Below are 25370 nucleotides of genomic sequence, written 5' to 3'. Positions count from 1 at the left end.
AGCAAAACACGCTTTCCCGTTTTGCTCCATTTTTCTGCTCGATAGTCTTATGGGTTCATTTCTTTGTGCGATTTCTCGGCTATGCCGTCGATTTTCTCGGCGAACTTCTCAGGCGTCGTCTTGGAAGCCATCATCTCGGTAATCGCGTCCAGGTAACTCTTCGCGGTGGAAGTGGAGAATAAATCCTGCGAGTTCGCGCCGCTGAATACGGTTGATGTGCTAAGAATGCTTGTGAGATCGTTTTGTACTTGCGTTTCTTTGCCTGTTTTGAACTCGTCATAGTTTTGCGCAGGGAACGTAATGCCGTTTTCCCACACCGTTTTGGCCCAGTTTTGCTTCTGGAACAGCCAGATCGCGAACTTCTTCGCTTCCGCCGTGTTCTCCGATTTAGCCGACACGCTGTAACCGCCGCCAAACCAAGCGAGCAGGTCCGTCGTTTTGCCTTTGCCGTCATCGGAAGCCGGCCAAGGGATGGCTATGAAGTTGTTGCGCACGTCCTCAGGGAAGTTGGCGTCGGAAGAGATGCCCATTTCCCACTCGCCCATCAGATACATAGCGGCTTTACCTTGACCGAATAAGTTTCTTGCTCCGCCATAATCCAAGTTCAGGAATCCGTCGCCGAACATTCCGGACTTCACCATGTCCTGGATCTTTTTCGCGGAAGCGATAACGTCCGGGTTATTGAACGAGCCCGTGCGATCGATCGCCTTGTGATACAGATCGAATCCTCCGGATTTACGAGCTACGACGGCGTCGAATAGCAAGGCCAGCGGCCAAGAATCCCTTCCGTCGAGCGCGATCGGAACGATGCCCGCGCTTTTGAGCTTTTCCGTGATTTTGAACAGGTCGGCTTCCGTCTTCGGCAGCTCCAAGCCGTTGTCGGCTAGCAGCTTCTTGTTCGCGTAGAGAACTAGGAAGTCGGTATTTTTCGGAATCCCGTAGATTTTGCCGTCCATCGTGAACGCGTCGAATGCGGCGTCGATGAAGCCTTGGCCCGCGAAATCTTCCTTCGTGAACGCAACCAACGCGTTATTTTTCACCAATGGCTCGAGGTAGCGCTTCTGTCCCCACATCATCGTCACGTCCGGAAGCTTGTCGGAAGCGTTATAGATTTTGAGTTTGTCTTGGAACTGCGGATCGGGAGACAACGTTTCGACCGTGATCTTCACGTTCGGGTTCTCGCTCATGTACTGATCGATCAGCTTCTGCTCCGCAAGGCCTTGTCCGCCTGTACGGTCAGGGTTATTGCTGAAAAACTTGAATTCCACTTGCTTGCCGGGCTCGCCGGACGGGCTGGCCGATGGGGACGGGCTAGCCGATGCGGATTCGCTGCTCGTTCCCGCGTTGCTCGAACCCGAGTTCTTGTTCGAATTTCCGCAAGCCGATACAACCAGGGCACAAACCATAATAATAGCCAACATGCTAATAAGCTTTCTCAAAACGAACCCCTCCACCTAATTGTATTGTGAATTCGTGCTACATTTTTAAGTATAAATTAGGCGTTTCCAAGGCATAACCCGACATTCTTCTGTAAAGCTGTACGTTTATTAGAACCCTTTCTGTTTTTTATATTGGGAAGGCAGCATCCCCGTCCATTTCTTGAAGAAACGAACGAAATGCGCTTCATCATAATATCCAACCTGACGGGCAACCGCATAAATCTTCTCGTTATTTTCCCTCAGCAATTGCTTGGCTTTTTCGATCCGGTGCTGGTGCAGGTAGTCCAGAAAATTAATGCCCATCTCTTGGCGGAACAGCGTAGACAGATGGGAGGGCGACATGAACACCTCTTCGGCGATCGATTTGAGCGTTAAGTTCGTGTCGTACTTCTCGTTGATCAATTCGATAACTTAATGAATCGTCTTGTGCAAGGGTTTCTTGGCGTTCTTAAGCTCGACGAATTTCTGGATGACGACGGTCATCATCGTGGACAGCTCCTCGAACGTTTCCAGTCGCTGCACAAGCCCCGCGTAGGACTCGAATTGTTCGATCGCTTCTTTCATGTTCTCTTGCGGGCTTGAGCTGATTTCCTTGATCAGCCCGTCTATGAGGGAGTACGTATGCAAATGGATTCGCGATATCGACAACCCTCGCTCCCTGAAGCTATCCAGCCACTCCTCCACCCCGCTGACGAAATCGGCGTAATTGCTTTCCGCGATAAACCCGCGAATTTGTCGCTCCAATTCGGCGAAATCATGCTGGAACTTGGAGGATTCCGTCGCGATAGAAGGCTCTTCCGTTGCCTCCGTGGCGACGAACAGTCCGCTCCCCCCGTAGAAAAACCGCCTCGAAAGCGCCCCCAGAGCCTCCTTGTAGGAGCGATGCAGCTCCAGCAGGGTAGTCATGGACCCAACCCCGATGCTCACGCTGACTTTCAAGAATGCGGATAGATTGCGCTGCACGGATTCAAGGCTGTATTGAATGTCTGAATGAATCGCCTCACCAGGCACGTTGGCGAGCAAGATGAATTGATCCTCCAGCGTCAATAGCTCATGCCGGCCGGTGAACCGGTCCCCGATGCTTTCTTCCATAATGTTGGAGGCGGCATATCGGATCAGGTGAAGGTCATTCTCCTCGTAAGCAAGCGCGTTCAATTCCTTGGAATCGAATCGGAAGACGATAACCATCGCCGGCTTATTCGTAATCCGGATGCCGTATTCCGCTATTTCCGCGATCCGTTCTTCGGGGTTGCGGGGCGCAGACTTGAGCCATTTCGTCAGCTTGTCTTCCTTGATCGTTCTTGCGTTGGCCATCCATTGGCGCTCCAGCCGATTGACTTGGCTCGCCTGGCTCCTTTTCCGAACCAATTCGTCCTTTACCTTCAGGATGACCTCGCGCACCTGCTTAGGGTTGCAGGGCTTGAGAATATAATCGAATACGCCTAGCTTCAATGCTTTCTGGGCGTACTCGAATTCGCTATAGCCCGTCAGCAGCACCGGAATTAAATCGATCTCGCGTTTCTGCGTTTCCTCGATTAACTCCAATCCCGACATCTGGGGCATCCGAATATCGGTCAGCAGAATGTCCGGCATCTCCGAATCCATCATCTCCAGAGCCTTGCGCCCGTTCGATGCGGTGCCTATGACGCGAATGCCTTCCGATTCCCAATCTATCATCGTCAGAATGCCTTCGCGGAAAGAAGGCTCGTCTTCCACGATCAACAGCTTATACATGGACATTACTCCTTGTTTACACCGGTTCGCCTAAGCGGATAATCAGTTTAACCGTCGTGCCGACGCTTTGCTTGCTCGTTATTTCGATCGTTATCCTATCTCCGAAATGATTAAGCAATCGATCTCGTACGTTCAGGAGCGCGAAGCCGCCGGTATCATCGGCAGAGACGAACCGCTTCTCCGAGCGTAAGGCCGCGCGCAATCGGTCGAGCGTCTCGGGATCGATGCCAATGCCGTTATCGGTGACCTCGATATGCAGCGTGCCTTCAATATCCCGTACCGTAACGTGGACGAAGCCTTGCTCCTCGATCTGCTCGATGCCATGGACGACCGCGTTCTCTACTAGCGGTTGCAGAATAAGCTTCGGAATCAGAAGATCCGACAGATGCTCATCGACCTCGACGGAATAAGTCAGCTTATCCGCGAATCGAACGTTGCTGAGATATAAATAATTCTCAACGATCGTCAGCTCCTTCTCGAGGGTAATGACATCGGCCCCTTGGCTAAGGTTGTAACGGAAGAAGACGGACAGCTTCTGGATCATATCCGCGGTTTTCTCCGCTCCTTCGCGGTAGGACATCCAAGCTATTGAGTTTAAGGTGTTGTATAGAAAATGAGGGTTGATCTGCGATTGCAGCAGCCTGAGCTCCGCTTCCTTCTTGGACAATTCGGATTCGTATACGTCCTGGATGAGCTCTCTGATCTTCGTGATCATAATATTATAGCCTTTGCCTAACTGGCCGATTTCATCTCGCAGGGTGACCTCGACTTGCTGGCTGAAGTCGCCGGCCTGCACTTCGCGCATCGATTTCAATATTCGCTTGAGCGGCTTCAAGAACAACCATGATATCGTCCAGCTGATTGGAGCGTTAATGAGCAGAATGAGCAGCACGAACCCGAACGTGAGCCAGCGAATCGTATTCAACTGTCTTAATTCTTCCGTTCGAGGCTGTATGACAAGTACGTGCCAGCCCGTCACTTCGGATGACGAGTGCGAGATCAGCCACTTGTTGTCATGGGCGGACCAATCGACATTGCCGATGGAATCATGATTGTAATAAGGGAGGTCCGAGAACGATTTCCCGCTCCACTTGCCCGCGGAATCCGACAGGATCGTCCCGTCGCCGTTTACGACGACGATTTCCACGTTATCTTTGGCGCGGCCGAACGATTGGCGGAAATCCGCCTCGGTCATCCCGATGACGAGAAGGCCTTCCTTCTCGAAATTGCCCGGATTCACGAGAACTTTGCTATAGAACACTTTGCGCCTTTGGTCGCCGATGAACAGCTTGAGCGGGCCTTCCTCTACTCCCCAAGCTCCTTTGATGACCGCGTTCACGGTGTCCTTGTAGATCTTGCTTTTCTTGTATTCCTCGAAACTGATAATTTCGTTGTTGTTCAGGCTATTGAACTTGATCGTCTGATGCCCTTCCGAGAAGATGAGCAACGATTGGAAAAATTGCCTCGTGCTCAGCAGCCGATTGATCATATTGTTGACGACGATTGCGGAATTAAAGGAAGGCTCGGGCGACAGCAACTCGTGCAATTCCAAAGAAAGCGATAAATAATTGTAAATGTCGTAGATGTCCTTGGCCAAATAGTCGAGGTGAGAGATCGTCTGGGAGGAAATGTTGTCCTGCGCTTGGGCGACTTTCTGCAGCACCTGGTCTGAAGCGGTCTTATAGGAGAAAAACCCAATGCTTCCCGATGTGACGATGAGCAGCGGAAGGAACCATAGCTGGAATTTCGACCGGATCGGCATCTCCAAGTACCAGTTTTTCAAGCTTGCAAACATAACCGTTCCTCCCGATCGTCATGAGTTCATTCCATTATAGTTCTAGTTTCGCCGCCGGGACAAAAAGAAGCAAGAGCCCGGTTCCGGCGAAGGAAACGGGCTTGGATCATCTGGAACGGTTAATTCGTTTTGCGCGCCGCTGTGGACCGCTTTTACCAAGAATACGATTCCGGCGCGGGTCCGCCGGGACCGGGGAACAATTCGTCCAAGCGCTGCAGCGTCGGTTCGTCGAGCTTGATTTCGACGGCGCGGAGCGCATCCCGGAGCTGCTCGACCGTGCGCGGACCGATGATCGGTCCGGTAAGCGCCGGGTTGGCGAGCACCCAAGCGAGCGCGACGTTGGATTCCTTCTCGCCCAGTTCCCGGCATAACGCCGAAAAGCCTTCAAGGCTCGACCGATGCTTGCCGATAACATGCGCTTGCTGGGCTGTCCGGTTGCTTATGTTCGGATTCAACGCGTTGCCGGCGAGAACGCCTCCGGCAAGCGGGCTCCATGCGACGACGCCGAGGCCGAGGTCGCTTGCCGCAGGCAGAACTTCGAGCTCGGGGGTACGGTTAAGCAGGCTGTATATGTGCTGCTCGACGACCAGCCCCATGAACTTCCGTTCTTTGGCGGCGGCTTGCGCCTTGACCAAATGCCAGCCGGCGAAATTGCTTGAGCCGATGTAATCCGCCTTGCCTTGCCTGACGGCTCCCTCCAGCGCTTCCCATAATTCTTCCCATGGGGTACGCCAATCGATATGATGCATGAAGTATAGCTCCACATGATCGGTTTGAAGTCTTTTCAGGGAGCCTTCCAGGTGACGGCGAATCTTATAAAGGGATAACCCTTTCTCGTCGTTCGGACCGTCCAACGGATTGCTTATTTTCTCGTACGCCTTTGTCGCCAGCACGACGCGTTCCCGACGATGGCCTCCTTGCGCGAACCATCGGCCGATGATTTTCTCCGTAGCGCCCGCATTTTCTCCCCAGCCGTATATGTTCGCCGTATCGAAGAAGTTAATCCCAGCGTCGAGCGCCTCATCCATGATTCGGAAAGCTTCCTTCTCGTTGGTCAATACGCCGAAGTTCATCGTACCTAGACAAAGCCGGCTGACCTTCATTCCGGTACGTCCCAAATACGTATATTCCATCTCCAACGCCTCCTATCCTTCTTGGCTCCACTTAGGATTGTCCACGATCTCCGCTCCCCCGTTCACGTCGACGATCAGCTTGCGAAAACCCTTCGTCTCGATCGTCCCGTAATCGTGCCCGGAATCGGCCCGGTAGACGAAGAAAGTGACGAGCGGCTCATCGCCGACATTGATGCTGCGATGCGCATATCGCGGCGGCACGTATACGGCTTGGCCCGGCTCAAACCGCTCCGCCTTCCATTCGCCTTCCGGATTTTCCATCAGCATGTACCCTCTGCCGCTAAGACAATAGTAAACTTCGGGCGTATCCAGAATCGTGTGAAAATGGCCTTTAGTCATGTAATATTCCCGACCGACTTTACCGGGGTATACGATACTGGTGCCGAACAGCAATTCGTTTGGCGATTCCGGCATCGAAAGCTCGTAAAATTCGTAGATATCGGGATCGCCCTCGGCGACTTGTTTGCTGAATGCGTCGGCATCCTCGTACATACCCGCCATGCGAGACAGCGGCCGTTTCGTGGAAGCGTAGTCCTTGGATAAGCCGCTTAACAGATCGAAATGAGCGGAGAATGGAATAGTGGTGATGTCGCTGCCGTTGCCGTTGCTGTTGCTCATACTCATGAATAACACTCCCCTCTGGCCTTGATGCCATAAGCAATCTACTAACGCAGACTGCCCGCGATACGCTCAAGCTCGGCGAATTTGTGTTCCGGGATGCCTAGATGGAAAACTTCGGCGATGACTTGCGTCCAGCCATGTATAAAATAAATCCAGCCGTCCTCGACGTAAAGACGATCGGCTTCCTCCCGGGCTTTGGCCTGATGTAGGAAATCGAGCGCCCCCCGGTAATTCAGCTCCCATACCAAACCGTTCTGCGGGAATCGCCCGTCGTCCGTAATCGGAGAGCCAGGTTGGTCTTTGCCAAGCCCGGTAGCGTTAACAACGAGAGAGTACGGTTTGACCTGTCTCAGGATCGCATCGTTGTCCGTCGGCTTCGGCGTCAGATGATATTCCGCATCGATATTCGGAGCGACGTCTCCCATAATCCGCTGAATCTCGTCAAGCCGATGCTTGCTCCGGTTGGAGACGATAAGCTTGGTCGGCCGGCTTGCTTTGCACGGATCAAGCAAATAAGCGGAGATGGCGATCGCGCTGCCTCCCGCGCCCATGACGAACAGTTCGCCGCTATAATTGTTCCAATAATTGTCCGGGACGAACGCCTCAAGCGCCAATCCGCTTGAGATCGGGTCTTTGGCGTAGCCTTCCAGCCTCCCGTCCTTCTTGGATATGCACGACAGCTCTCCGAACATCTCGGTATATGGATCCAGATAGTCGAACAAATCTTTGGCCGCATGGTACAAATCGATTTTATGAGTCGTCACAAGCGCTCCAAGGGACAACTCATCGTTCTTGATGAATTCCACGGCTTGCCGGTAAACCGCCGGATCGGCATGAATGCCGATATCTATGCCGCGAATGACGGCATCTTGAAGACCGAGCGCTTCCGCCCAGAGCGGAAACAGCTTCATGATCGAGGATTGGCCCGTCGTCACGCCGATAAAATAAAGCGTAGGCCGGTCTGCTTTGCTTAGCGATAACATCTTAGTTGCTCCCTTCGTTAGCCCCTGCGAGCATTTCCAGCAAATTTCGCGTAGACACGGTGGCCATTCTTTCGACGGCTTCCTTCGTGAATGCCCCGGTATGCGAAGTCAGCAAGAAGTTATCGAGCCCAAGCAGCTTGTTGCCAGCTTCGGGGGGTTCTACCGAGAATACGTCCTGTGCGGCTACGGCTATGCGATTACTGGCCAACGCTTCGTATAACGCGTCTTCATTGACGAGCTCGCCGCGGGACGTGTTGATCAACAGCGCCGACCTTTTCATGCGGCTTATCGTCCGCTCGTTGATCAGATGTTTCGTATCGGCCGTGTAGGGAAGATGGAGCGATACGACGTCGGATTGTTCCAACAGCGTTTCAAGTTGCTCCGCGCGGCGAATGCCGTTGTCCGTCAAGTATGCCTCGTCCCGCAGGAACGGGTCGTAGAGCATGACCTGCATGCCGATTCCTTTCGCCCTGAGGGCAACCTCCCGGCCGATCTGGCCGCCGCCGACTAGACCGATCGTCTTGCCCGTCAGCTCGATTCCCATCACTCTTTGCCAATTGCCCCGCTTGACATCGGCCACGTTCTGCGAAATTCTGCGGGCTGCCGCGAATAGAAGGCCGATCGCGTGCTCCGCCACGGATACGTTGTTCGTCCCCGCCGCGTTGCGGACTTCGATGTTCAGCTCTCGTGCTTTATCCAGATCGATGTTGTCCATGCCCATACCGTACTTGGAAATCGCGCGAAGATCGACGCAGCGTTCCAGAACGTTAGCCGGCAGCGGATCGATTCCGATAATAATGCCGACGACTCCTAGTGATGCGATCCCGATGATTTCCTCTTCGGTCATCGTTCTTCCGAGCCGATTCTCGATAATCTCATAGCCTTGCGCTTCTATGATCGGATAGATTGTATCTTTATAATTGGCAAACGATTTGGGCGTGATAAGCACCTTTGGCTTTGACTTTGCTTTTCCTTTTGCCGTTGTCATCTTAAGGCTCCCTTACAAATCCAATTCCGACAGCGTCGCTGGCAGCTCGTGCCCCGAGTTCACCTTGCCGGGACCGGTCACGAGATCGAAGCAGGAAATAACGAGTTTGCCGTTCCAGATAATCGGTTCGCTAGGCTGGTTAAGCTCACCCTTCAGCCCATTCGAATCCGGGCTTGAAGCGTATCTTTCAACCGTGGCGTCGGGATAAACTTTGGCGATCGCGTTCGCGGAGAAGTCCGCGATATACAGGTTGCCTGCGTCGTCCATGATCATGCCGTCCGTCGTCTGCAACTGCTCCTGGTTTTTTGCCCATACGACATTGTCCTTTACGCTGCCGTCGGCGTTAAAAGTGATCTTATGAACCGCTCCGTCGCCGAAATTGCCTACGTACAGATTGCCTTCCGGGTCGAACTCGATTCCGTCCGCACCGTATTGGTCGTTCTCGTTCAAAGTGAGGAAAGTCGTGAGCATGTGCGGATCATCCAACGTGTTCGTGATTTGGATGCCTTCATCGTCCAAGCCGAATTTATAGACGCAACTCCGCAGCAGACCTGTCGGATCTTTCACTAGCGTCAGCACGCTTTGCGTTACGTATAGATGAGAACCGCGGACGCGAATGCCGTTTGGATGCTCCATTCCTTCGGCGACGACCGTCGTGCGAACGACTCTGTCTCCTTCGATGCGCAGCCGCAGGATCCGGCCTTTAAAGCGGCCCTTCTCGGAGCCCGACCATCCTTGGTTATCGCAAATGTAGAGATCGCCGTCCGGGCCGAAAGCGATGCCCATCGGACAAGCGATGCCGGTATCCTCGTGAACGGGTACCTCGATCCATTTACGGACCCTTTGATCGCGATCGATCTTGATGAGGCAGCCGGGACGGGAGTGATCGGCGAAATTCGGACAAGACACGATCAAGTCGCCGTCGGAATGGATGGCCATCGCGTCCGGCGTCGTGACGTATTGTTCCGGCAAAATAGCGAATAGTCTTGACGTTGGCATGAGATGATTCCTCCTTATCGGATATAAGCGCCGCGCGCTTCTCTTCGTTTCGATTCGATCATTCGAAAGTAATGATGGTTTTCCTTAACCCGCTGCCTTGGCCGGCAAGCTCGAATGCTTCGAGAATCCGGTCGAAGCCGAAGACGGAGGAAACGAAAGCCTCTGGCTTCAGCACGCCGCTGGAGATCCAGTTCATCACTTGACGGTGGCTCTCCGATTCCTCAAGCTTCGACGGCCATTGAATGAAATCCAGATGCCAGTTATAGGGGGCTTTGCTCCAGTCAAGCGTCATCTGCGTTTCCGCCGAAATACCGTAACAGCAAATGTGCCCGTAGGGGGCGAGCAGTTCCATACTCTGATTGATGATTTCGTTCTTGCCGACCGCGTCGACGGAGAAATCGACGCCGTTCCCGCACACTTTCCTAACTTCCGCGAGGATGTCGCATTTCTTGCTGTTGAAGGCATAATCCGCCCCGGCTTGCAGAGCTTCTTCCACCTTGGCGTCGCTCGTGACCGAAGCGATAACCGGGCCCATGCCGAGCAGCTTGGCGAACGTCAAGAACGTTAAGCCGACCGGCCCCGCTCCGTACACGATGAGACTTGCGTTTGACCGGAAACCGAATCGCTTGCACGCGCTCAGCACTTCACGGAACGTAACGATCATCGGCGCCGTGACGGTGTCGATGTCGGCGGGCAGTACTTGCTGGGCGAAATACGCCTCGGAAAAGGCCGGGTCGCCCGGCCCTTTGCCGTCCTCGACCATTGCCCGGCTATCCGCTACGACCGCGTATTCGGAGAACGCTCCCCAGCCGGAATGAACGCCATCAATATTACCTTCAAGGAATGGCAGCAGCACCAGATCCCCAATCTGGAGATGGCGCGCCCGGGCTCCTTTTTCCACGACGCGTCCGACGCCCTCATGCCCGAGCGCCGCCGGGTACTTATCGAACCCCTTGAATTCCCTGTGAATCAGCTTCGTATCGGTGCCGCGGCAAATTCCGCAGCTAACCATCTGCACCAAAGCCTGATATTCCCCGAAGGTCGGCTTGGTTATCTCTTGAACCGATAAGTTTCCTTCCTTGTCCACGATCAAGCTTCTCATCGCCCACAGCTCCTTAACGGGATTAAACGAGCAAAGCTTCGACGTCCTTCGCGAAAGGCAGCGAAGGAATCGCTCCGATTCCCGTCGTCGCTAAAGCCCCGGCCGCATTCGCAAACCGCAATAGACCTCGCAAATGTTCTTCATCGGCTAATTTATCTAAATCGCCATCCTTAATTAAATTTGCGATATTCATGAGCATCGCGGCTACGAAAGCATCGCCCGCTCCCGTCGTCTCCACGACGTTCGCATGAAATCCGTTGACGTAGCCGCTTATGCGTCCGTTCGAATAATAACAGCCTTTCTTGCCGAGAGTGACAACGACAAGCTTGGCGCCTTTGCCAAGAATGTAACGTCCGCATTCCTCTACGCTTCGGCAGCCAGTAATAAATTCATACTCTTCCTCGCTGATTTTCACGAAGTCCGCATACCGGAATCCATCGTTAATCTCTTTGCGGGCTTGCTCGGGATCGCTCCATAAATCTATGCGGAGATTCGGATCATAGGAGGTAAACAACTGATGTGCCCGCGCATATTCCAATGCCTTAAGCGTGGCGGCTTTGCTGCTTGGGCTTCCCAGGCTGATCGACCCGTAATGAAAGATCTTCCCGCGGCTTATATAGTCTTCAGCGATATCCTCCGGCTTCAGGCGCATATCCGCCCCCGGATGACGGAAAAACATGCAGTCCCGGTTTCCGTCCGGATTCTGGGCCACGAAAGAAAGAGTCGTCCTCGCCTCTTTATCGAAAGCCAAATAGGAGGTATCCACGCTCAGTTGGTCAAGAACCTGCTTCAAGTAGGTCCCGAACGGGTCGAGTCCGACTTTACCGATGAATCCGGCTTGGCCTCCCAGCTTTACGACCCCTACCGCGACGTTGGCAGGCGCCCCGCCTGGGGCTTTCACAAACCCGGGACTGTCGACTAAAGTCTCGTTCTTGCTGGTGGAAACAAAATCGATCAATAGCTCTCCCAAACAGATCACGTCAAGCGTCATGTCCTCACCCTCCCACGCGCGGCGCTTTCCATGAGCAAATAAAAGGCTTGGCCTTCCGGAGCCGTCCCGGACCTGTCGAATAACGGAGCCGCGCATACGCCCTGCACCAATCCATGGTCGTCCACTTTCTCTTGCGCCGCTTGTCTCATCCGTTCGGCGTACTCCAAATAGTTCCCGTCCAATACGCCCAAATCGACAGCGCGATAGATCGAGTAGCTCAGCATCTGCGCCGCGTTCGTCTCCACGAAAGTATCTTTGTCGTCCACCACGTCGTGAAACAGTCCGTCCTCCCGAATATGAACAAGGCATCCATCGATCGTTTCCTTTACGTATCCGGAAATTGTGCTTTTATCCTCTTGCATCGAATCGGGCAACGCGGCTAATACTCTTACCATACCTGCAGCCGCCCAACCGTTGCCAACGCCCCAATGGGCTTGGCGAACGAAAACCTGTGCCCCTTCGTCCCAAATATGCGAGAACAGCTTGGCCTTCGGATTCCATAGACGTTTACGATACCCTTCGATTTGCAGCACCGCTTGATCGCAATAGCCGGCTATCGCTAGGAACGGCGGGGCCATATAGAAAGAGTCCACCCAAATTTCCGGCTTATTGACGACATGGTATAACGCGCCGTCGTCCGATCGCGGCGCTTGATGAAGCAGCCAATCCAGCATATTAGCCGCTCCCTGAACGAAGAGCGGATCTTCCGTCGTTGTTGCGAATCGGAGCACCGCTTCCCCGTTCGCCGCGGAATCCGTGACGGAGTAACCGTCGTTCATGACACCTAGTTTACCCGAAGCGTCTTGCCGGATGACCGCGTCCCGTGCCAGCAAGAACGCCGTTTCCGAGTCGCCCGATTCCAGCATGGCCTGAGCGGCGACTCCTTGCTCCCATGAGTATCGTTGCATGCTTAATAGAGCCATTTTCACTCTGCGCATGACCGTATCGTCATCTTTTTTTCCATATCCCATTTGCTATCCATCACACTCCCGTATGAAAGGCGGTCTCACCCGTTATACCATTCATGATAAAGATATGCGGCGTTAGATGGCACCCTACATCTTTCGCAATACCTGTACGTTTATTAGATGTTCGATTTTCCCCGAATCCGATAAGCCTTACGCATTCTGTCCATATGCTGTTCATAAGGAGGCGTTCACTGATTTCTCCTTACTGATCCAATTCCGCGCACTTCTGATGCTCCGTGCGACTCAGTGAGTCCAGATTCTGAACCTATTGGTAGTTTTGGTGCTCTACGGCGGGGAGTTGTTCTAAATATTAGAGTAATTCGTGCGTGATCGGGGCTTGTGACGGGGAGTTGTTCTAAATATTCGAGTAATTCGTACGGGCCGGGGCTTGTGACGGGGAGTTGTGCTAAATATTCGAGTAATTCGTGCGGGCAGGGACTTGTGGCGGGGAGTTGTTCTAAATATTCGAGTAATTCGTGCGTGGCGGGGCTTGTGACGGGGAGTTGTTCTAAATATTCGAGTAATTCGTACGTGGTCGGGGCTTGTGGCGGGGAGTTGTTCTAAATATTCGAGTAATTCGCGCGTGGCAAGGGTCTGAGTTGCTGTAAGTCCAGATTCTGAACCTATTGGTGGTGGTGGTGGTGGTGGTGGTTTTACTGCTCCGTGCGACTATATGAGTCCATGTTCCCCTGCGGCATCCCCCTACAAGAGAGAATAGCGACCCCGGGGGGTCGCTATTTCTCCGAAAAACTCCTTATTTGGGGAAGCGTCTAGTGGAATTTCTATTTAAGGCAGCAAAGTATCCCCCATCAAATAACGGTCGCATTCGCGGGCGGCTTCGCGGCCTTCGTTGATGGCCCATACGACTAGGCTTTGTCCGCGGCGCATGTCGCCTGCGGCGAACACACCCGCAACGTTCGTCGCATATTTGCCGTATTCTGCTTTGGCATTGGACCGCTCATCCTTTTCCACGCCGAGTTGATCGAGCACCGTGCTTTCCGGTCCTAAGAAACCCATCGCCAGCATGACCAGCTGTGCCGGCCACACCTGCTCCGTACCCGGGACTTCCACCGGTCCGAATCGGCCATTCTCGTCCACCTTCCACTCCATGCCGACGGTGTGCAGTTCCTTCAGGTTGCCCTCCTCATCTCCGACAAAACGTTTCGTCGAAATTAAGTATTGCCGAGGATCGCTTCCGTACAGCGCTTTGGCTTCTTCTTGACCGTAATCCAGCTTGTATACGCGCGGATATTGCGGCCACGGATTATTGGCGGCACGGGATTCCGGAGGCTTCGCCATAATCTCAAACTGCGTGATGCTGTTGCAGCCGTGGCGCAACGAAGTGCCTACGCAGTCCGTGCCGGTGTCTCCGCCGCCGATGACGATGACGTCTTTGCCTTCGGCCGAAATATACTGGCCGTCGGCATGCTCGGAATCCAGCAAACTCTTGGTGTTCTTATGCAGGAACTCAATCGCGAGATGAATGCCTTTCAATTCGCGGCCTTCGATAGGCAAATCGCGGCCTTTCGTTGCGCCGCCGCACATGACGATGGCATCGAACTCTTCGAGCAGCTGCGCGGCCGGAATATCCTTACCGATCTCCGTCCCCGTCACAAACGTAATCCCTTCTTGTCTCATCAACTCTGCTCGACGTTCGACTGTTTTCTTATCCAGCTTCATGTTCGGAATTCCGTACATAAGCAGGCCGCCGATCCGGTCTGCCCGTTCGTATACGGTTACTAAGTGACCCGCTTTGTTCAGTTGCGCCGCGCAGGCCAAACCGGATGGTCCGGAGCCGATGACGGCAACCTTTTTACCGGTACGGACTTCCGGAGGCTCGGGCACGATCCAGCCTTCCGCGAACCCTTTGTCGACGATCGCCTTCTCGATGTTCTTAATCGTAACCGGCGGATCGTATAAACCGACCGTGCATGAGCCTTCGCAAGGAGCCGGGCAAACCCTTCCGGTAAACTCCGGAAAGTTGTTCGTTTGGTGCAGACGTTCCAGCGCTTGGCGCCATAATCCGCGATATACGAGATCGTTCCATTCCGGAATCAAATTGTTGACCGGGCAGCCGGCGGCCATTCCGTTGATGATCTGTCCGGTATGGCAGAATGGGATTCCGCAGTCCATGCAGCGAGCGCCTTGCTCCCTTAATTGTTCTTCCGCTGCTTTGCGCTGAAATTCCTCCCAATGATGGATGCGTTCTAAAGGATCAGCTTCGGGAGGCAGTTCCCGCTTAAACTCCATAAAACCGGTTGATTTCCCCATCGTTTCCCCTCCATCATCGGAATTAGTTGCCGCTCACGCGGGAAAAATCTTTCATATTCGCTTCAAAAGCTGCCATAACGGCATCTTCCCCGCTCATTCCTTCTGCCGTTAATCGATCCATCGCATCGAGCATCCGCTTGTAATCCTTCGGAATGACTTTAACGAATTTCGGCAGCTTATTGCTCCAGTCGTCCAAAATCGATTGAGCCCATGCGCTCCTCGTGAAAACAACATGCCGCTCAATCATCGCTTTCAATTGCTCCGCTTCCGCCTGCTGCTCCACTCGCTCGAGAAGAACCATTTCCAGGTTGCATCGGTTGATGAAGCTGCCATCCGCGTCAAGAACATACGCGATACCGCCGGACATCCCGGCTGCAAAGTTGCGTCCCGTCTTGCCGAGAATAACGACGCGTCCGCCCGTCATGTATTCGCAGCCATGGTCGCCGACGCCTTCGACGACCGCGTTCACACCGCTGTTCCGTACGCAGAAACGCTCGCCCGCAATTCCGCGGATATACGCTTCCCCAGCCGTCGCGCCGTAGAAACCAACGTTCCCGATAATGATGTTCTCTTCCTTCTTAAAGGTCGCTTTATCCGACGGCGTTACGATGATTTTCCCGCCCGAAAGCCCTTTGCCGACGTAATCATTGGAATCCCCTTCCAGCTTAAGGGTAATTCCTTTTGGAACGAATGCGCCGAAGCTTTGCCCTGCGGAGCCAATGAAATGAAAACGAATCGTATCCTCCGGCAGCCCCGCCGCGCCGTAACGTCTCGTTACTTCGCTGCCCAGTATCGTCCCGACAACCCGATTCGTGTTGCGGATCGGGACGATTGCCGTCACCGGCTCTTTCGATTCCAATGCCGGTTTGGCAATCTTCATGAGTTCCATTCTATCCAGCGACTTCTCAAGACCATGATCTTGCGATGTGCTGCAATAACGGCCAATCTCCGAACCGACTTCCGGCTGGTACAAGAGCGCCGATAGATCGATGCCCTTCGCTTTCCAATGCGCAATCGCTTTGCGGCTGTTCAACTTGTCGGTCCGTCCGATCATCTCGTTGATCGTGCGGAAGCCAAGAGATGCCATCACTTCGCGCAGCTCTTGAGCGACGAACCGCATGAAATGCACCACATGCTGCGGGTCGCCATTAAACTTCTGGCGCAAATCCGGATTTTGCGTCGCGACCCCTACGGGGCAAGTGTCCAAGTGGCAAACGCGCATCATGACGCAGCCAAGCACGATAAGCGGCGAAGTGGCGAAGCCGAATTCTTCCGCGCCGAGCATGGCGGCGATGGCAAGATCGCGGCCGGTCATCAGCTTCCCGTCGGTTTCGACGACAATGCGGTCGCGCAGGTTATTAAGCACGAGCGTCTGATGCGTTTCCGCAAGACCGAGCTCCCATGGCAAACCCGCATGGCGAATGCTCGTCTGCGGCGATGCGCCCGTTCCTCCATCGTACCCGCTAATCAGCACGACGTCGGCACGGCCTTTGGCAACGCCGGCGGCGATCGTGCCTACCCCGACTTCGGATACGAGCTTTACGTTGATTCTCGCGCGAGGGTTCGCGTTCTTCAAATCATGAATCAGCTCCGCTAAATCCTCGATCGAGTAAATGTCGTGGTGCGGCGGCGGTGAGATCAAACCCACTCCCGGAGTTGAACCGCGTACCTCGGCAATCCAGGGATAAACTTTGCGTCCCGGAAGCTGCCCGCCTTCTCCCGGCTTTGCACCCTGCGCCATCTTGATCTGAATTTCATCGGCGCTAACGAGATAGTTGCTCGTGACGCCGAACCTTCCCGATGCAACTTGTTTAATCGCGCTGCGCCGGGAATCGCCATTGGCATCCGGTATGAGCCGGGCCGGGTCTTCCCCGCCCTCGCCGGTGTTGCTTTTCCCGCCGATGCGGTTCATCGCGATTGCCATGCTTTCGTGCGCTTCCTTGCTGATTGAACCATAGGACATCGCACCCGACTTGAATCGTTTGACGATATCGTCGACCGGCTCTACTTCTTCGATGGGGACGCCGGCACCGTCAATGTTGAAATCTAGCAATCCGCGCAGCGTATACAGCTTCTCCTGCTGACCGTTAACCGCTTCGGTAAATTTCTTGAACAGGTTATAGTCATTGTTCCGGCACGCTTGCTGAAGCGCATGAATCGTATGTGCCTGGTAGATATGCTCCTCGCCGTCTCTGCGCCATTGATATTCGCCGCCGGAAGGGAGTACAAGCTCGTCTCTCTCCTGCTCGGCATAAGCTTTTTCGTGTGGAATCAGCGCTTCGCGGGCGATGACTTCCAGCCCGACGCCGCCGATTCTCGATGGTGTCCATGTAAAATATTTATCGATAAAAGCTTGCTCCAAGCCCAAAGCCTCGAAAATCTGCGCGCCTCGGTAGCTTTGGATCGTGGATATGCCCATTTTGGACAACACTTTAATAACGCCCTTAGTAGAAGCTTTAATATAATTTTGGACGGCCTTCTCATGCGAAATGTTGACCAATAGGCCCTGTCTAATCATGTCGTCCAGAGATTCCAGCGCCAGGTACGGGTTAATCGCGCTTACCCCGTATCCGAGCAGCAGCGCGAAATGATGAACCTCCCGAGGATCGCCCGACTCCAGCAGCAAGCTCACTTTCGTACGCGTGCCTTCCCGGATCAAATGATGATGCAAACAAGACACGGCCAACAATGCCGGTATTGCCGCATTATCACGATCTATTCCGCGATCCGATAAAATCAAAATATTATGGCCGTGGGCAATGACGCGATCGGCCGCCTCGCACAACTCATCGAGCGAAGCTTCCAAGCCTTGCGCGCCATCCGACACTTTGAAGAAAATCGGCAGCGTGATGGATTTGAAGCCCGGCCTGCGAATATGGCGAAACTTGGCGAAGTCCTCATTCGAGAGTATCGGCGATTTCACCTTGATCTGACGGCAGCTTTCCGGCTCCGGACGCAGCAAATTGCGTTCCGGTCCGATCGTCGTCCCGGTTGCCGTAATGATCTCTTCGCGAATCGCATCGATCGGCGGATTGGTTACCTGCGCGAATAGCTGCTTAAAATAGTTGTATAGCCGCTGCGGTCTTTTCGAAAGAACGGCAACTGGCGCGTCATAACCCATCGACCCGATCGGTTCGACTCCGCTTTGGGCCATCGGCTCGAACACCTTGCGCAGCTCCTCGAACGTATAACCGAATGCACGCTGACGCTGGAAAACAGTCGAATGATCGGGCTGCGGCACTTCATGCGCGTCCGGCAAATCCTCCAAGCTGATCAAATGCTCCTTCAGCCAAGCTTGATAAGGCTGTTCCCTCGCGATGCCGAGCTTGACTTCCTCATCGGAAATGATTCGGCCTTCCTTCGTATCCACCAGCAGTATCCGTCCGGGACGAAGCCGTTCCTTATAAACTACGTTTTCCGGCGGCACATCCAGAACGCCTACCTCAGAAGAAAGAATGATCAAATCATCGGTCGTGACATAATAACGCGCCGGGCGAAGCCCGTTGCGATCTAGAAAAGCGCCAATCTGCGTGCCATCCGTAAACGCCATCGCAGCAGGACCGTCCCAAGGTTCCATCAACGTGCTGTGAAATTCATAAAACGCTTTCATTTCCTCTGTCATGCTTTCGTGATTGGACCAAGGCTCCGGCACCATCATCATGGCGGCATGCGGCAGAGAACGTCCGGACAAATAAAGGAATTCCAGCGAATTATCGAACATGGCCGTATCGCTGCCGTCATTGTCGATTACCGGCTTCACCTTACTCATGTCCCCGCCGAATAGCTCGGTTTCGGCCAGCGCTTGACGGGCATGCATCCAGTTCACGTTGCCGCGCAGCGTATTGATTTCCCCATTATGGATTACGAAGCGGTAAGGATGGGCGCGCTCCCAACTCGGGAAAGTATTGGTGCTGAACCGCGAGTGGACTAGCGCAAGCGCCGTTTCGACCGCCGGATCTTGCAGTTCAATATAGTACGAGTCCACCTGCTCCGGTATAAGCATCCCTTTATACACAATAGTCTTGCTAGAAAGACTCGAGAAATAGAAGGCTTCTCCGCCTTCGATGCCGGAATAGCGAATCGCCTGTTCCGCGCGCTTGCGAATGACATATAATTTGCGTTCGAAGCCAAGCTCGTCGCCAAAACTTCCTTGCTGCCCGATAAACACCTGACGAACATAAGGCTGAACCGATTTCGCGGTATCGCCGAGTTTCCCGTCATCGGTCGGCACCGTTCTCCAACCGATCAACGTTTGCCCCTCTTCACGTACGATACTTTCCAGCAGTTTCTCGAATGTTTTGCGTTTCTCCGCATCCTGAGGCAAGAACAGCATCCCGACCCCATACTCACCGTCACCGGGCAGCGTAATGCCTTCCTTGTTCAACTCTCGCCGAAAAAAAGCATGCGGGACTTGCAGCAGAATTCCCGCTCCATCCCCCGTGTTCGCTTCGCAGCCTTGCCCGCCGCGGTGGTCCAGATTCCCAAGAACCGTTAACGCCTGACGAACGATTTCATGCGACTTGCGGCCTTTGATATTAGCGACAAACCCCATCCCGCAAGCATCGTGTTCGAACTGTGGATCATATAGACCCTGTTTTGCAGGCAATCCATTCCGCATCATAGTGTGCAACCTTTCTATTCGTAGTTTAAGGGTACTGACACTAGCTGACTGATATCTATTGATAATTCTATTTTTCTGTCGATATACCTTTTTTAGTAAAACGGAAACATACTTTAACGCTAAAAAAAAGGACCGTCAGGATAGTTTCATCCTAACGGTCTCTCTTGCGAATGGACTCACAGCACAGGGTTAGTTATAGGTCACCGTAGGATTCCAATTCGTTCCGTCATAATCGATCGCGCCATTGCTGTCGACGATGAACTGGAATTTGTCGCCTGCGGCCACCGTTGCGGTCAGAAACGGAGTGATTCCGCCCGTATCGGTGACGACGGCATATCCGCCGCCGCTCGGCCAGAAGTCCTGATCGTTCTTCTTAATCTTGACCCGGACGCCATTGCCGCTCGCGGATTGTTTGGCGATATTGCCAGTCAGCGTAACGGAGCCGGAGGATGGCACCGTAAAGACGCGAACGGATTGGCGGTTAACGTCCGGATGCTGCCAGTTGTTGCCGATCAGCGCGTAGGCAGCAGCCCCCTTCCATCTTCCGTTAACCGCATCCCACGTCATCGGAACAAGGGTGCGCGTCGCGCCGCTATACTGCCATTCCTCGTATGACCACCTGTTTACGCCTTGCGTGCTGGAGAAGCCGGACGACGCTTTCGAGGTGGAAGCAGGGGTCTGCAGTTGCCGGATATAGTTCTTCGTCATATTCCAGTACAATGCGGGGTCTAGAACGCCGTCGCTGTTGTACCACTTCTCCGAACTGGCTGCTAGCCCGCTCGTATCTGAAATCTGAACCCCCGTGTCCTCCGCGAATTCATTGAAGGAGTTGATCAGAACGATACTCGGCTTAACCGGCCGGTTTAGCACCTTCTCCCAAGTGAGCTGGCTGTAATAGACGCCTTTGTTTCGGGCTACCGGCGGCAGGTTCCCGACATGGTTGTCCCAACCGGGCATGACGTTCATGACCTCGTCGTTATCGACCGCGCCCGTCTGCGGCAATTGCCAGCCGTATTCGCCCGCCGCCGCATTGCTTGCGAAGCGAACGGTAAAATGATTCGTGTTCGCCTTGCTCCCCGTATAATTGTGCCACGCCGTTTGCACGGAAGCCGGAATATAGACGACGAGCAGCGGTTTGCCGTTCAACTCGTAATAATAGTTCGATCCGCCATAGGAAGCATTGTTCGCAAACTCGTCCCACACTTGCCCGGCTTCCTTCTCGATCGTCAGCGGATCTTGCGTCCATTGCGCTCGGCCGATGGCAAAGGCGTACCGGATGTCCCGGTTCGAGGGATTGTCGTTCCAGTTCTTGAGACGTCCCGCCAGCCGCGCGGCCCGATTCAGAATCGCTCCGCTGACGTTGTTCAGCCCGTTCGTTTCGTCAAGGAGCAGCCAATCGATTTGCGCTGCCGCCATCGTGGACAGGTGCTCGTCGATAACTGCGGTATTGCCGCTGTCATAAGTCTGATAGGAGCCGAGCGTCAACGGCCTGTAGTTAATCGCCGGCTTCGGAGTAAAGCCGAGCCATGTATCTGTGGACACGCTATCGTTCTGCCGATACCGCTCGACTTTCCAACTGCCCCCATTCGTGCCGGCATAGAACGCTACGTTTGCTTTCCACCCATAGGGATCGCCGGTGACATTGCCGTTCATGAATTTGGTCGCCTGATAACCGAACCCGGAATTAAGCACGATGTCGCCCGGCCATACAACTTTCTCCGAACGCTCGTATTCACGGCCTATCAAATCTCCCACCTTGCCATCCGGGCTTACAACATCGGCATTGAAATACACGTAAGCATCGGCGTACCCGTCGCCGTTGCCGTCATAGGCGTATTGTGCCGCCGAACCATAGCCATGCCCCGCCGTCCATGCAACAACCGTTCCGAATGCCGTACCATTCGAATTGGCGTTAAACCAGTTGCCATCCGAGGAGTAAACGATGGCATCCGCCTTCCCGTCCTTGTTCGTATCGGCGACGAACTGGTTGCTGGATGCACCCCCGAAATTCGTTTTCCATACGTTAAACGTGCCGAACGAGCTGCCGTTCGACAAGGCCACCGCCCACTTGCCGCCGGAATCGGCAGCGAAGAACGCGATCAAGTCCTCCTTTCCGTCTCCGTCTACATCTCCCAGTAAACGCCGGGTCGCATTATAACCCGCTCCGGATTTCCAAAGCGAATAGGACAGAAATCCGCTTCCGCTCGATAGCGAAATATACCAATCGCCAGCCAAGCTGTCCCCATTCACATCGCTGTTGAAGAAGACGACGGCATCCGCCTTCCCATCCCCGTTCACGTCGGACAAAAACTGCTCTTGGGAACCCGAGCCGTGCCCGCTAACCCATTGTGCCGGCGTATTGAAACCGCTCCCATTAGAAAGTGCAACATTCCATATTCCACCGGAGTTGAAGGTTACCGCATCCGCCTTCCCATCCCCGTTCACGTCCCCGACGAACTGGTTCAGACTCGAAGCGCCGAAGCCCGTCAGCCAATCGCCGCGCACGTCCGACACCTTCGAATACCAGGTGCTGTACCAAATCCCAACATCCGTATTCGTGGTCGCGCTTGCGCCTCCGGCGGGAAAAATGACGCCGGCGAGCAATACGCACGAAAGGAGCAAGCCGATTGATTTTTTCATAAGTCTGCCTCCTTGTAATTTTCGTAATATAAACACGCTAACCTCTTTAGGGCAACCGGACATCCGCCCAATAGACGTCTGTGCCATTGGTCTCGATCAATAGCCGGAAAGTCCGTCCCGTATCCTGAATGAGCCCTTCTTTATTGGTATTGCATACCGTGAAATAAGGTCGCGACAAGTCCTGGCGTTCGATCGCCAGAGGTACGGGTTCGCTCCAATGGATCAAATCGCGGCTGAAAGAAACTTGGCAGGCTCCAAGGCCTTGGACCCACAATTCCCTGCGATAGCTTGTCAGCATATATTGCTCTAGGTGGCGATTATAAGAGAGAAACGGAACATTCCCCGAATGGACGACTGCCGTTTCCCTCCCCCCGTTCCCCGGCTCCGCGAACTCCCCGTCATAGAGCTTGCGCCACTGCCCAGGCAAGCCTCTGCCCGCCATCGGCGCCCTAGCCGCATAGATATGGTCGCCCTTTACCTCGTTCGCCTGATCAACCGTAATTTGCGAATAGAAAATATAGAAGTAACCGTCCCGCTCGTTCGGATAGAAGCAGAAATCCCCCGCTCCCAGCACGAAACTTTCGGCGGATTGACCGCCTTCCATGCCGTCCGGCCGATAGAGCTCCGTCCAGCAAGGCAACGAGGAAGTCACCACCCATCCCGTGAAATCCCACGACTTGCCTTGATTGCCGGAAGTCATCAGTCCGATATGCCGGAAATCCGGCTCCCCCTCCTGAAGGCCGTAAGCGGTATAAGACGTATCCTCCGCTCCCCAAGCCGTCTCATTGTGCACGTAACAGTAGAAACGACCGTCCTCCGGATCGATCCAGAGTCCATTCGGCCATATTTTCCCCCTGGAACGCGGCCCGTCCGGATAGGGGATGCCATGAAACGCCGCTCCCGCTCTACCCATCTCGAATTCGTACTCAATGGCGAATTGCTTCGTCAAATCTTCGACGCATGTGCCCCTCCACAACGTGATTTCGCCTAAATTGTTGTGCCCGACCAGCGCCCATAAAACACCGTCCTTATCCCGACACATAGCCACATTACCATCCTGATACACCCCGTTGGCATTTGTGAATTGCGTAAGCTCGGTCGTGGAAACTGTCCATCTCTCATCCGTAAGCGATTTCGTCACGCGCCATTCCTCCCGATCGATCGATTATGTGCCAACCCTACCCCTTAACGGCTCCCAACACCACCCCTTTGATAAAATACTTCTGGAAGAACGGATAAATAAACAGAATCGGAAACGTAGTTACCATCAACGTGGCCATCCGCAGCGTCTCCACGGACGTTCGTTTGATCCCTTGAGGACCGCTTAATGCCGCTACCTGGGAGAAGGTCGTCACTTCCGCTTCCCGCAATATGTTTTGCAGCAGAAGCTGGAGTGGGTGCAGATCGGTATTGCTCATGAACAGCATGGCATCGAACCACGCATTCCACTGCGCCACCCCTACGAACAATGCTACGGTGGCATAGACGGGGAACGATAAGGGAACGAAAATACTGGCGAATACCCGGAAATCCCCGGCGCCGTCTATCTTCGCCGATTCTTCCACTTCCCCGGGAAGCGTCTCGTAATAGACCTTGATAAGGAACATGAACATCCCGCTGAAAGCGCCGGGCAGCAAATATACGAGGAATTTGTTCATGAGCCCCAGATTAAAGATCAGAATATAGAAAGGAAGCAGCCCGCCCGAAATATACATGGGAATAACGAAAAAAGATAAAATCGATTTTTTGAGAATCAGATGTTTTTTCGAGACGGAATAGGCAGCCGTGGCAATCACTATCAAGGAAAGCGCCGTTCCCAGAACGGTCTTCAAGACGGATATATAGAAAGCGCTGAGAATCGAATTGTTGGCGAAAACCGTTTTGTAGTTGTCAAACGTAAAATCTATGGGCCACACATACATGTTCTGGGTCAATACGGATTGGCCGTTGCTGAGGGAGTACGACAATGCATACAGGAACGGATAGATGGTCAAAAAGCACAATAAAATAAATAGAGCGCCCACCGTAATGTCGAACCAGCGGAAATTCAATCTTGTTGCCATGGTACAGCTCCTTTTGCGATTAGAATAAAGCTTCGCCTCGCCATTTTTTGATCAAGAAATTACAGCTGAATAGGAGGACGAGAGACATCAGGGACTGGAATACGCCTATCGCCGCCGCATATGCATATTGCGCGCCTTGGACGCCTTGCTGGTAGGCATAAATATCCAGAACATCGGATTTGCCGGCTACCAGCGCGTTCCTGAAGTTCCAGAGCGCTTCAAAGTTCGGCGCGAGCGACCCGCTGGCTCCGCCGCTGCCATTCATCAAGCTCCCCACCGTCAGAACGAACAGAAATACCGCGGTGCCCGCGATTCCCGGAAGGGTAATGTTCCAGATGCGCTGAAACCGGTTGGCTCCGTCGACTTCCGCCGCCTCATACAAATGAGGATCAATGGAGTTGATGGCCGACAAGTACAGAATCGAATTCCAGCCGATCCCCTTCCAGATCGTCGCGAATATAATAATCGGCCAGAAATATTGCGCCTCGCGGAAGAAAGGGATATCCTCCATCCCTAGCGAATGAAGCAGAACGTTGACGACCCCCGATTTACTTTCCAGCAGCTTATAGAAGAGCCCCCCGACGACGACCCAGGAAATGAAGTAAGGCAGGTATGTTATCGTTTGGATCGTTTTTTTGAGTTTTGCGCTGACCAGTTCGTTTAACAAAACGGAAAAGATGATCGGCATCGGAAAAACGACGACGAGACAAATTAAATTAATCGCAATCGTATTGCGAAGCGCCTGATAGAAATCCGGCGAGGCGAAAAACTCCTTGAAATTCGCAAGCCCTACAAAATCGCTGTGGAAGTATCCTTCCAAGATTTTGTAATCTTGAAACGCCATGACAAGTCCGAACATCGGAATATAGTTGAATACGAGCACCAATCCCATGGCCGGCAACAAAAACAATAGCAGCACTTTTTGCTGGGATAATGTCCTTAGGAAACCACCCGCTCTTTGCTGTTTCATCTTACCGCTCCTTCTATGTCTAAGCTGATTTGTATGACCCATTATAGTCCGA

Annotated in this window: 18 protein-coding genes; all 18 read right to left on the bottom strand. The window is 53.6% G+C overall.

Annotation, left to right across the window (positions count from 1 at the left end; genetic code table 11):
- Positions 1 to 47: 47 nt before the first annotated feature.
- The 18 genes from K7P76_RS07700 to K7P76_RS07615 all read right to left on the bottom strand — a co-directional run bounded on the left by K7P76_RS07700 (position 48) and on the right by K7P76_RS07615 (position 25318).
- Positions 48 to 1439 (bottom strand): ABC transporter substrate-binding protein, encoded by a 1392-nt coding sequence (locus K7P76_RS07700; RefSeq protein ID WP_232184651.1) that lies wholly within the window; start codon positions 1437 to 1439, stop codon positions 48 to 50.
- A gap of 108 nt (positions 1440 to 1547) precedes the next feature.
- Positions 1548 to 1841, bottom strand: a complete 294-nt coding sequence (locus tag K7P76_RS07695; RefSeq protein WP_232184650.1) for a helix-turn-helix transcriptional regulator — start codon at positions 1839 to 1841, stop codon at positions 1548 to 1550.
- Between the two features lie 9 nt (positions 1842 to 1850).
- Complete coding sequence (locus tag K7P76_RS07690) at positions 1851 to 3173, bottom strand: response regulator (RefSeq protein ID WP_232184649.1); 1323 nt, start codon at positions 3171 to 3173, stop codon at positions 1851 to 1853.
- Positions 3174 to 3189: 16 nt separating this feature from the next.
- Positions 3190 to 4968, bottom strand: a complete 1779-nt coding sequence (locus K7P76_RS07685; RefSeq protein WP_232184648.1) for a cache domain-containing sensor histidine kinase — start codon at positions 4966 to 4968, stop codon at positions 3190 to 3192.
- Positions 4969 to 5120: 152 nt separating this feature from the next.
- Positions 5121 to 6101 (bottom strand): aldo/keto reductase, encoded by a 981-nt coding sequence (locus K7P76_RS07680; RefSeq protein ID WP_232184647.1) that lies wholly within the window; start codon positions 6099 to 6101, stop codon positions 5121 to 5123.
- Positions 6102 to 6113: 12 nt separating this feature from the next.
- Positions 6114 to 6725, bottom strand: a complete 612-nt coding sequence (locus tag K7P76_RS07675) for a glucose-6-phosphate isomerase (protein WP_232184646.1) — start codon at positions 6723 to 6725, stop codon at positions 6114 to 6116.
- A 41-nt stretch (positions 6726 to 6766) separates the two neighbouring features.
- Positions 6767 to 7705 carry a shikimate dehydrogenase family protein gene (locus K7P76_RS07670; RefSeq protein WP_232184645.1) on the bottom strand — a complete coding sequence of 313 codons (939 nt, stop codon included), beginning with the start codon at positions 7703 to 7705 and terminating at the stop codon, positions 6767 to 6769.
- A gap of 1 nt (position 7706) precedes the next feature.
- Positions 7707 to 8693, bottom strand: a complete 987-nt coding sequence (locus tag K7P76_RS07665) for a phosphoglycerate dehydrogenase (RefSeq protein ID WP_232184644.1) — start codon at positions 8691 to 8693, stop codon at positions 7707 to 7709.
- A 12-nt stretch (positions 8694 to 8705) separates the two neighbouring features.
- Entirely contained in the window at positions 8706 to 9692 is a 987-nt protein-coding gene (locus tag K7P76_RS07660) for an SMP-30/gluconolactonase/LRE family protein (protein WP_232184643.1), read from the bottom strand.
- A gap of 58 nt (positions 9693 to 9750) precedes the next feature.
- Positions 9751 to 10794 carry a zinc-dependent alcohol dehydrogenase gene (locus tag K7P76_RS07655; RefSeq protein ID WP_232184642.1) on the bottom strand — a complete coding sequence of 348 codons (1044 nt, stop codon included), beginning with the start codon at positions 10792 to 10794 and terminating at the stop codon, positions 9751 to 9753.
- 22 nt (positions 10795 to 10816) lie between these two features.
- Positions 10817 to 11785 carry a PfkB family carbohydrate kinase gene (locus K7P76_RS07650; protein WP_232184640.1) on the bottom strand — a complete coding sequence of 323 codons (969 nt, stop codon included), beginning with the start codon at positions 11783 to 11785 and terminating at the stop codon, positions 10817 to 10819.
- On the bottom strand, positions 11782 to 12756 hold the full coding sequence (locus K7P76_RS07645; RefSeq protein ID WP_232184639.1) for a glycoside hydrolase family 88 protein: 975 nt from the start codon (positions 12754 to 12756) through the stop codon (positions 11782 to 11784). Before K7P76_RS07645 ends, K7P76_RS07650 begins: the two co-directional genes overlap by 4 nt.
- Before the next feature lie 783 nt (positions 12757 to 13539).
- Positions 13540 to 15024 (bottom strand): glutamate synthase subunit beta, encoded by a 1485-nt coding sequence (locus K7P76_RS07640; RefSeq protein WP_232184638.1) that lies wholly within the window; start codon positions 15022 to 15024, stop codon positions 13540 to 13542.
- Between the two features lie 22 nt (positions 15025 to 15046).
- Complete coding sequence (gene gltB, locus K7P76_RS07635) at positions 15047 to 19645, bottom strand: glutamate synthase large subunit (RefSeq protein ID WP_232184637.1); 4599 nt, start codon at positions 19643 to 19645, stop codon at positions 15047 to 15049.
- A 189-nt stretch (positions 19646 to 19834) separates the two neighbouring features.
- On the bottom strand, positions 19835 to 22285 hold the full coding sequence (locus tag K7P76_RS07630; RefSeq protein WP_232184635.1) for an FG-GAP-like repeat-containing protein: 2451 nt from the start codon (positions 22283 to 22285) through the stop codon (positions 19835 to 19837).
- Between the two features lie 46 nt (positions 22286 to 22331).
- The gene (locus K7P76_RS07625; RefSeq protein WP_232184634.1) at positions 22332 to 23426 is read right to left on the bottom strand and encodes a hypothetical protein; all 1095 of its coding nucleotides are present in this window, start codon (positions 23424 to 23426) and stop codon (positions 22332 to 22334) included.
- 37 nt (positions 23427 to 23463) lie between these two features.
- On the bottom strand, positions 23464 to 24348 hold the full coding sequence (locus K7P76_RS07620; RefSeq protein WP_232184633.1) for a carbohydrate ABC transporter permease: 885 nt from the start codon (positions 24346 to 24348) through the stop codon (positions 23464 to 23466).
- Positions 24349 to 24367: 19 nt separating this feature from the next.
- A complete protein-coding gene (locus K7P76_RS07615) occupies positions 24368 to 25318 on the bottom strand; it encodes an ABC transporter permease (RefSeq protein WP_232184632.1) in 951 nt (316 codons plus the stop codon).
- Positions 25319 to 25370: the final 52 nt, after the last annotated feature.

The organism is Cohnella silvisoli (assembly GCF_021190915.1).
Taxonomy (GTDB): Bacteria; Bacillota; Bacilli; order Paenibacillales; family Paenibacillaceae; genus Cohnella; species Cohnella silvisoli.
This window is presented reverse-complemented; position numbering and strand designations above follow the sequence as displayed.

Excerpts from the sequence above, each read along its gene's own strand:
- K7P76_RS07655 (WP_232184642.1), bottom strand. The coding sequence starts at position 10,794 with ATGAGAAGCTTGATCGTGGACAAGGAAGGAAACTTATCGGTTCAAGAG.
- K7P76_RS07640 (WP_232184638.1), bottom strand. The coding sequence starts at position 15,024 with ATGGGGAAATCAACCGGTTTTATGGAGTTTAAGCGGGAACTGCCTCCC.
- K7P76_RS07615 (WP_232184632.1), bottom strand. The coding sequence starts at position 25,318 with ATGAAACAGCAAAGAGCGGGTGGTTTCCTAAGGACATTATCCCAGCAA.
- K7P76_RS07660 (WP_232184643.1), bottom strand. The coding sequence starts at position 9,692 with ATGCCAACGTCAAGACTATTCGCTATTTTGCCGGAACAATACGTCACG.
- K7P76_RS07630 (WP_232184635.1), bottom strand. The coding sequence starts at position 22,285 with ATGAAAAAATCAATCGGCTTGCTCCTTTCGTGCGTATTGCTCGCCGGC.
- gltB (WP_232184637.1), bottom strand. The coding sequence starts at position 19,645 with ATGATGCGGAATGGATTGCCTGCAAAACAGGGTCTATATGATCCACAG.
- K7P76_RS07620 (WP_232184633.1), bottom strand. The coding sequence starts at position 24,348 with ATGGCAACAAGATTGAATTTCCGCTGGTTCGACATTACGGTGGGCGCT.
- K7P76_RS07645 (WP_232184639.1), bottom strand. The coding sequence starts at position 12,756 with ATGGGATATGGAAAAAAAGATGACGATACGGTCATGCGCAGAGTGAAA.
- K7P76_RS07690 (WP_232184649.1), bottom strand. The coding sequence starts at position 3,173 with ATGTATAAGCTGTTGATCGTGGAAGACGAGCCTTCTTTCCGCGAAGGC.
- K7P76_RS07680 (WP_232184647.1), bottom strand. The coding sequence starts at position 6,101 with ATGGAATATACGTATTTGGGACGTACCGGAATGAAGGTCAGCCGGCTT.
- K7P76_RS07685 (WP_232184648.1), bottom strand. The coding sequence starts at position 4,968 with ATGTTTGCAAGCTTGAAAAACTGGTACTTGGAGATGCCGATCCGGTCG.
- K7P76_RS07675 (WP_232184646.1), bottom strand. The coding sequence starts at position 6,725 with ATGAGTATGAGCAACAGCAACGGCAACGGCAGCGACATCACCACTATT.
- K7P76_RS07665 (WP_232184644.1), bottom strand. The coding sequence starts at position 8,693 with ATGACAACGGCAAAAGGAAAAGCAAAGTCAAAGCCAAAGGTGCTTATC.
- K7P76_RS07670 (WP_232184645.1), bottom strand. The coding sequence starts at position 7,705 with ATGTTATCGCTAAGCAAAGCAGACCGGCCTACGCTTTATTTTATCGGC.
- K7P76_RS07650 (WP_232184640.1), bottom strand. The coding sequence starts at position 11,785 with ATGACGCTTGACGTGATCTGTTTGGGAGAGCTATTGATCGATTTTGTT.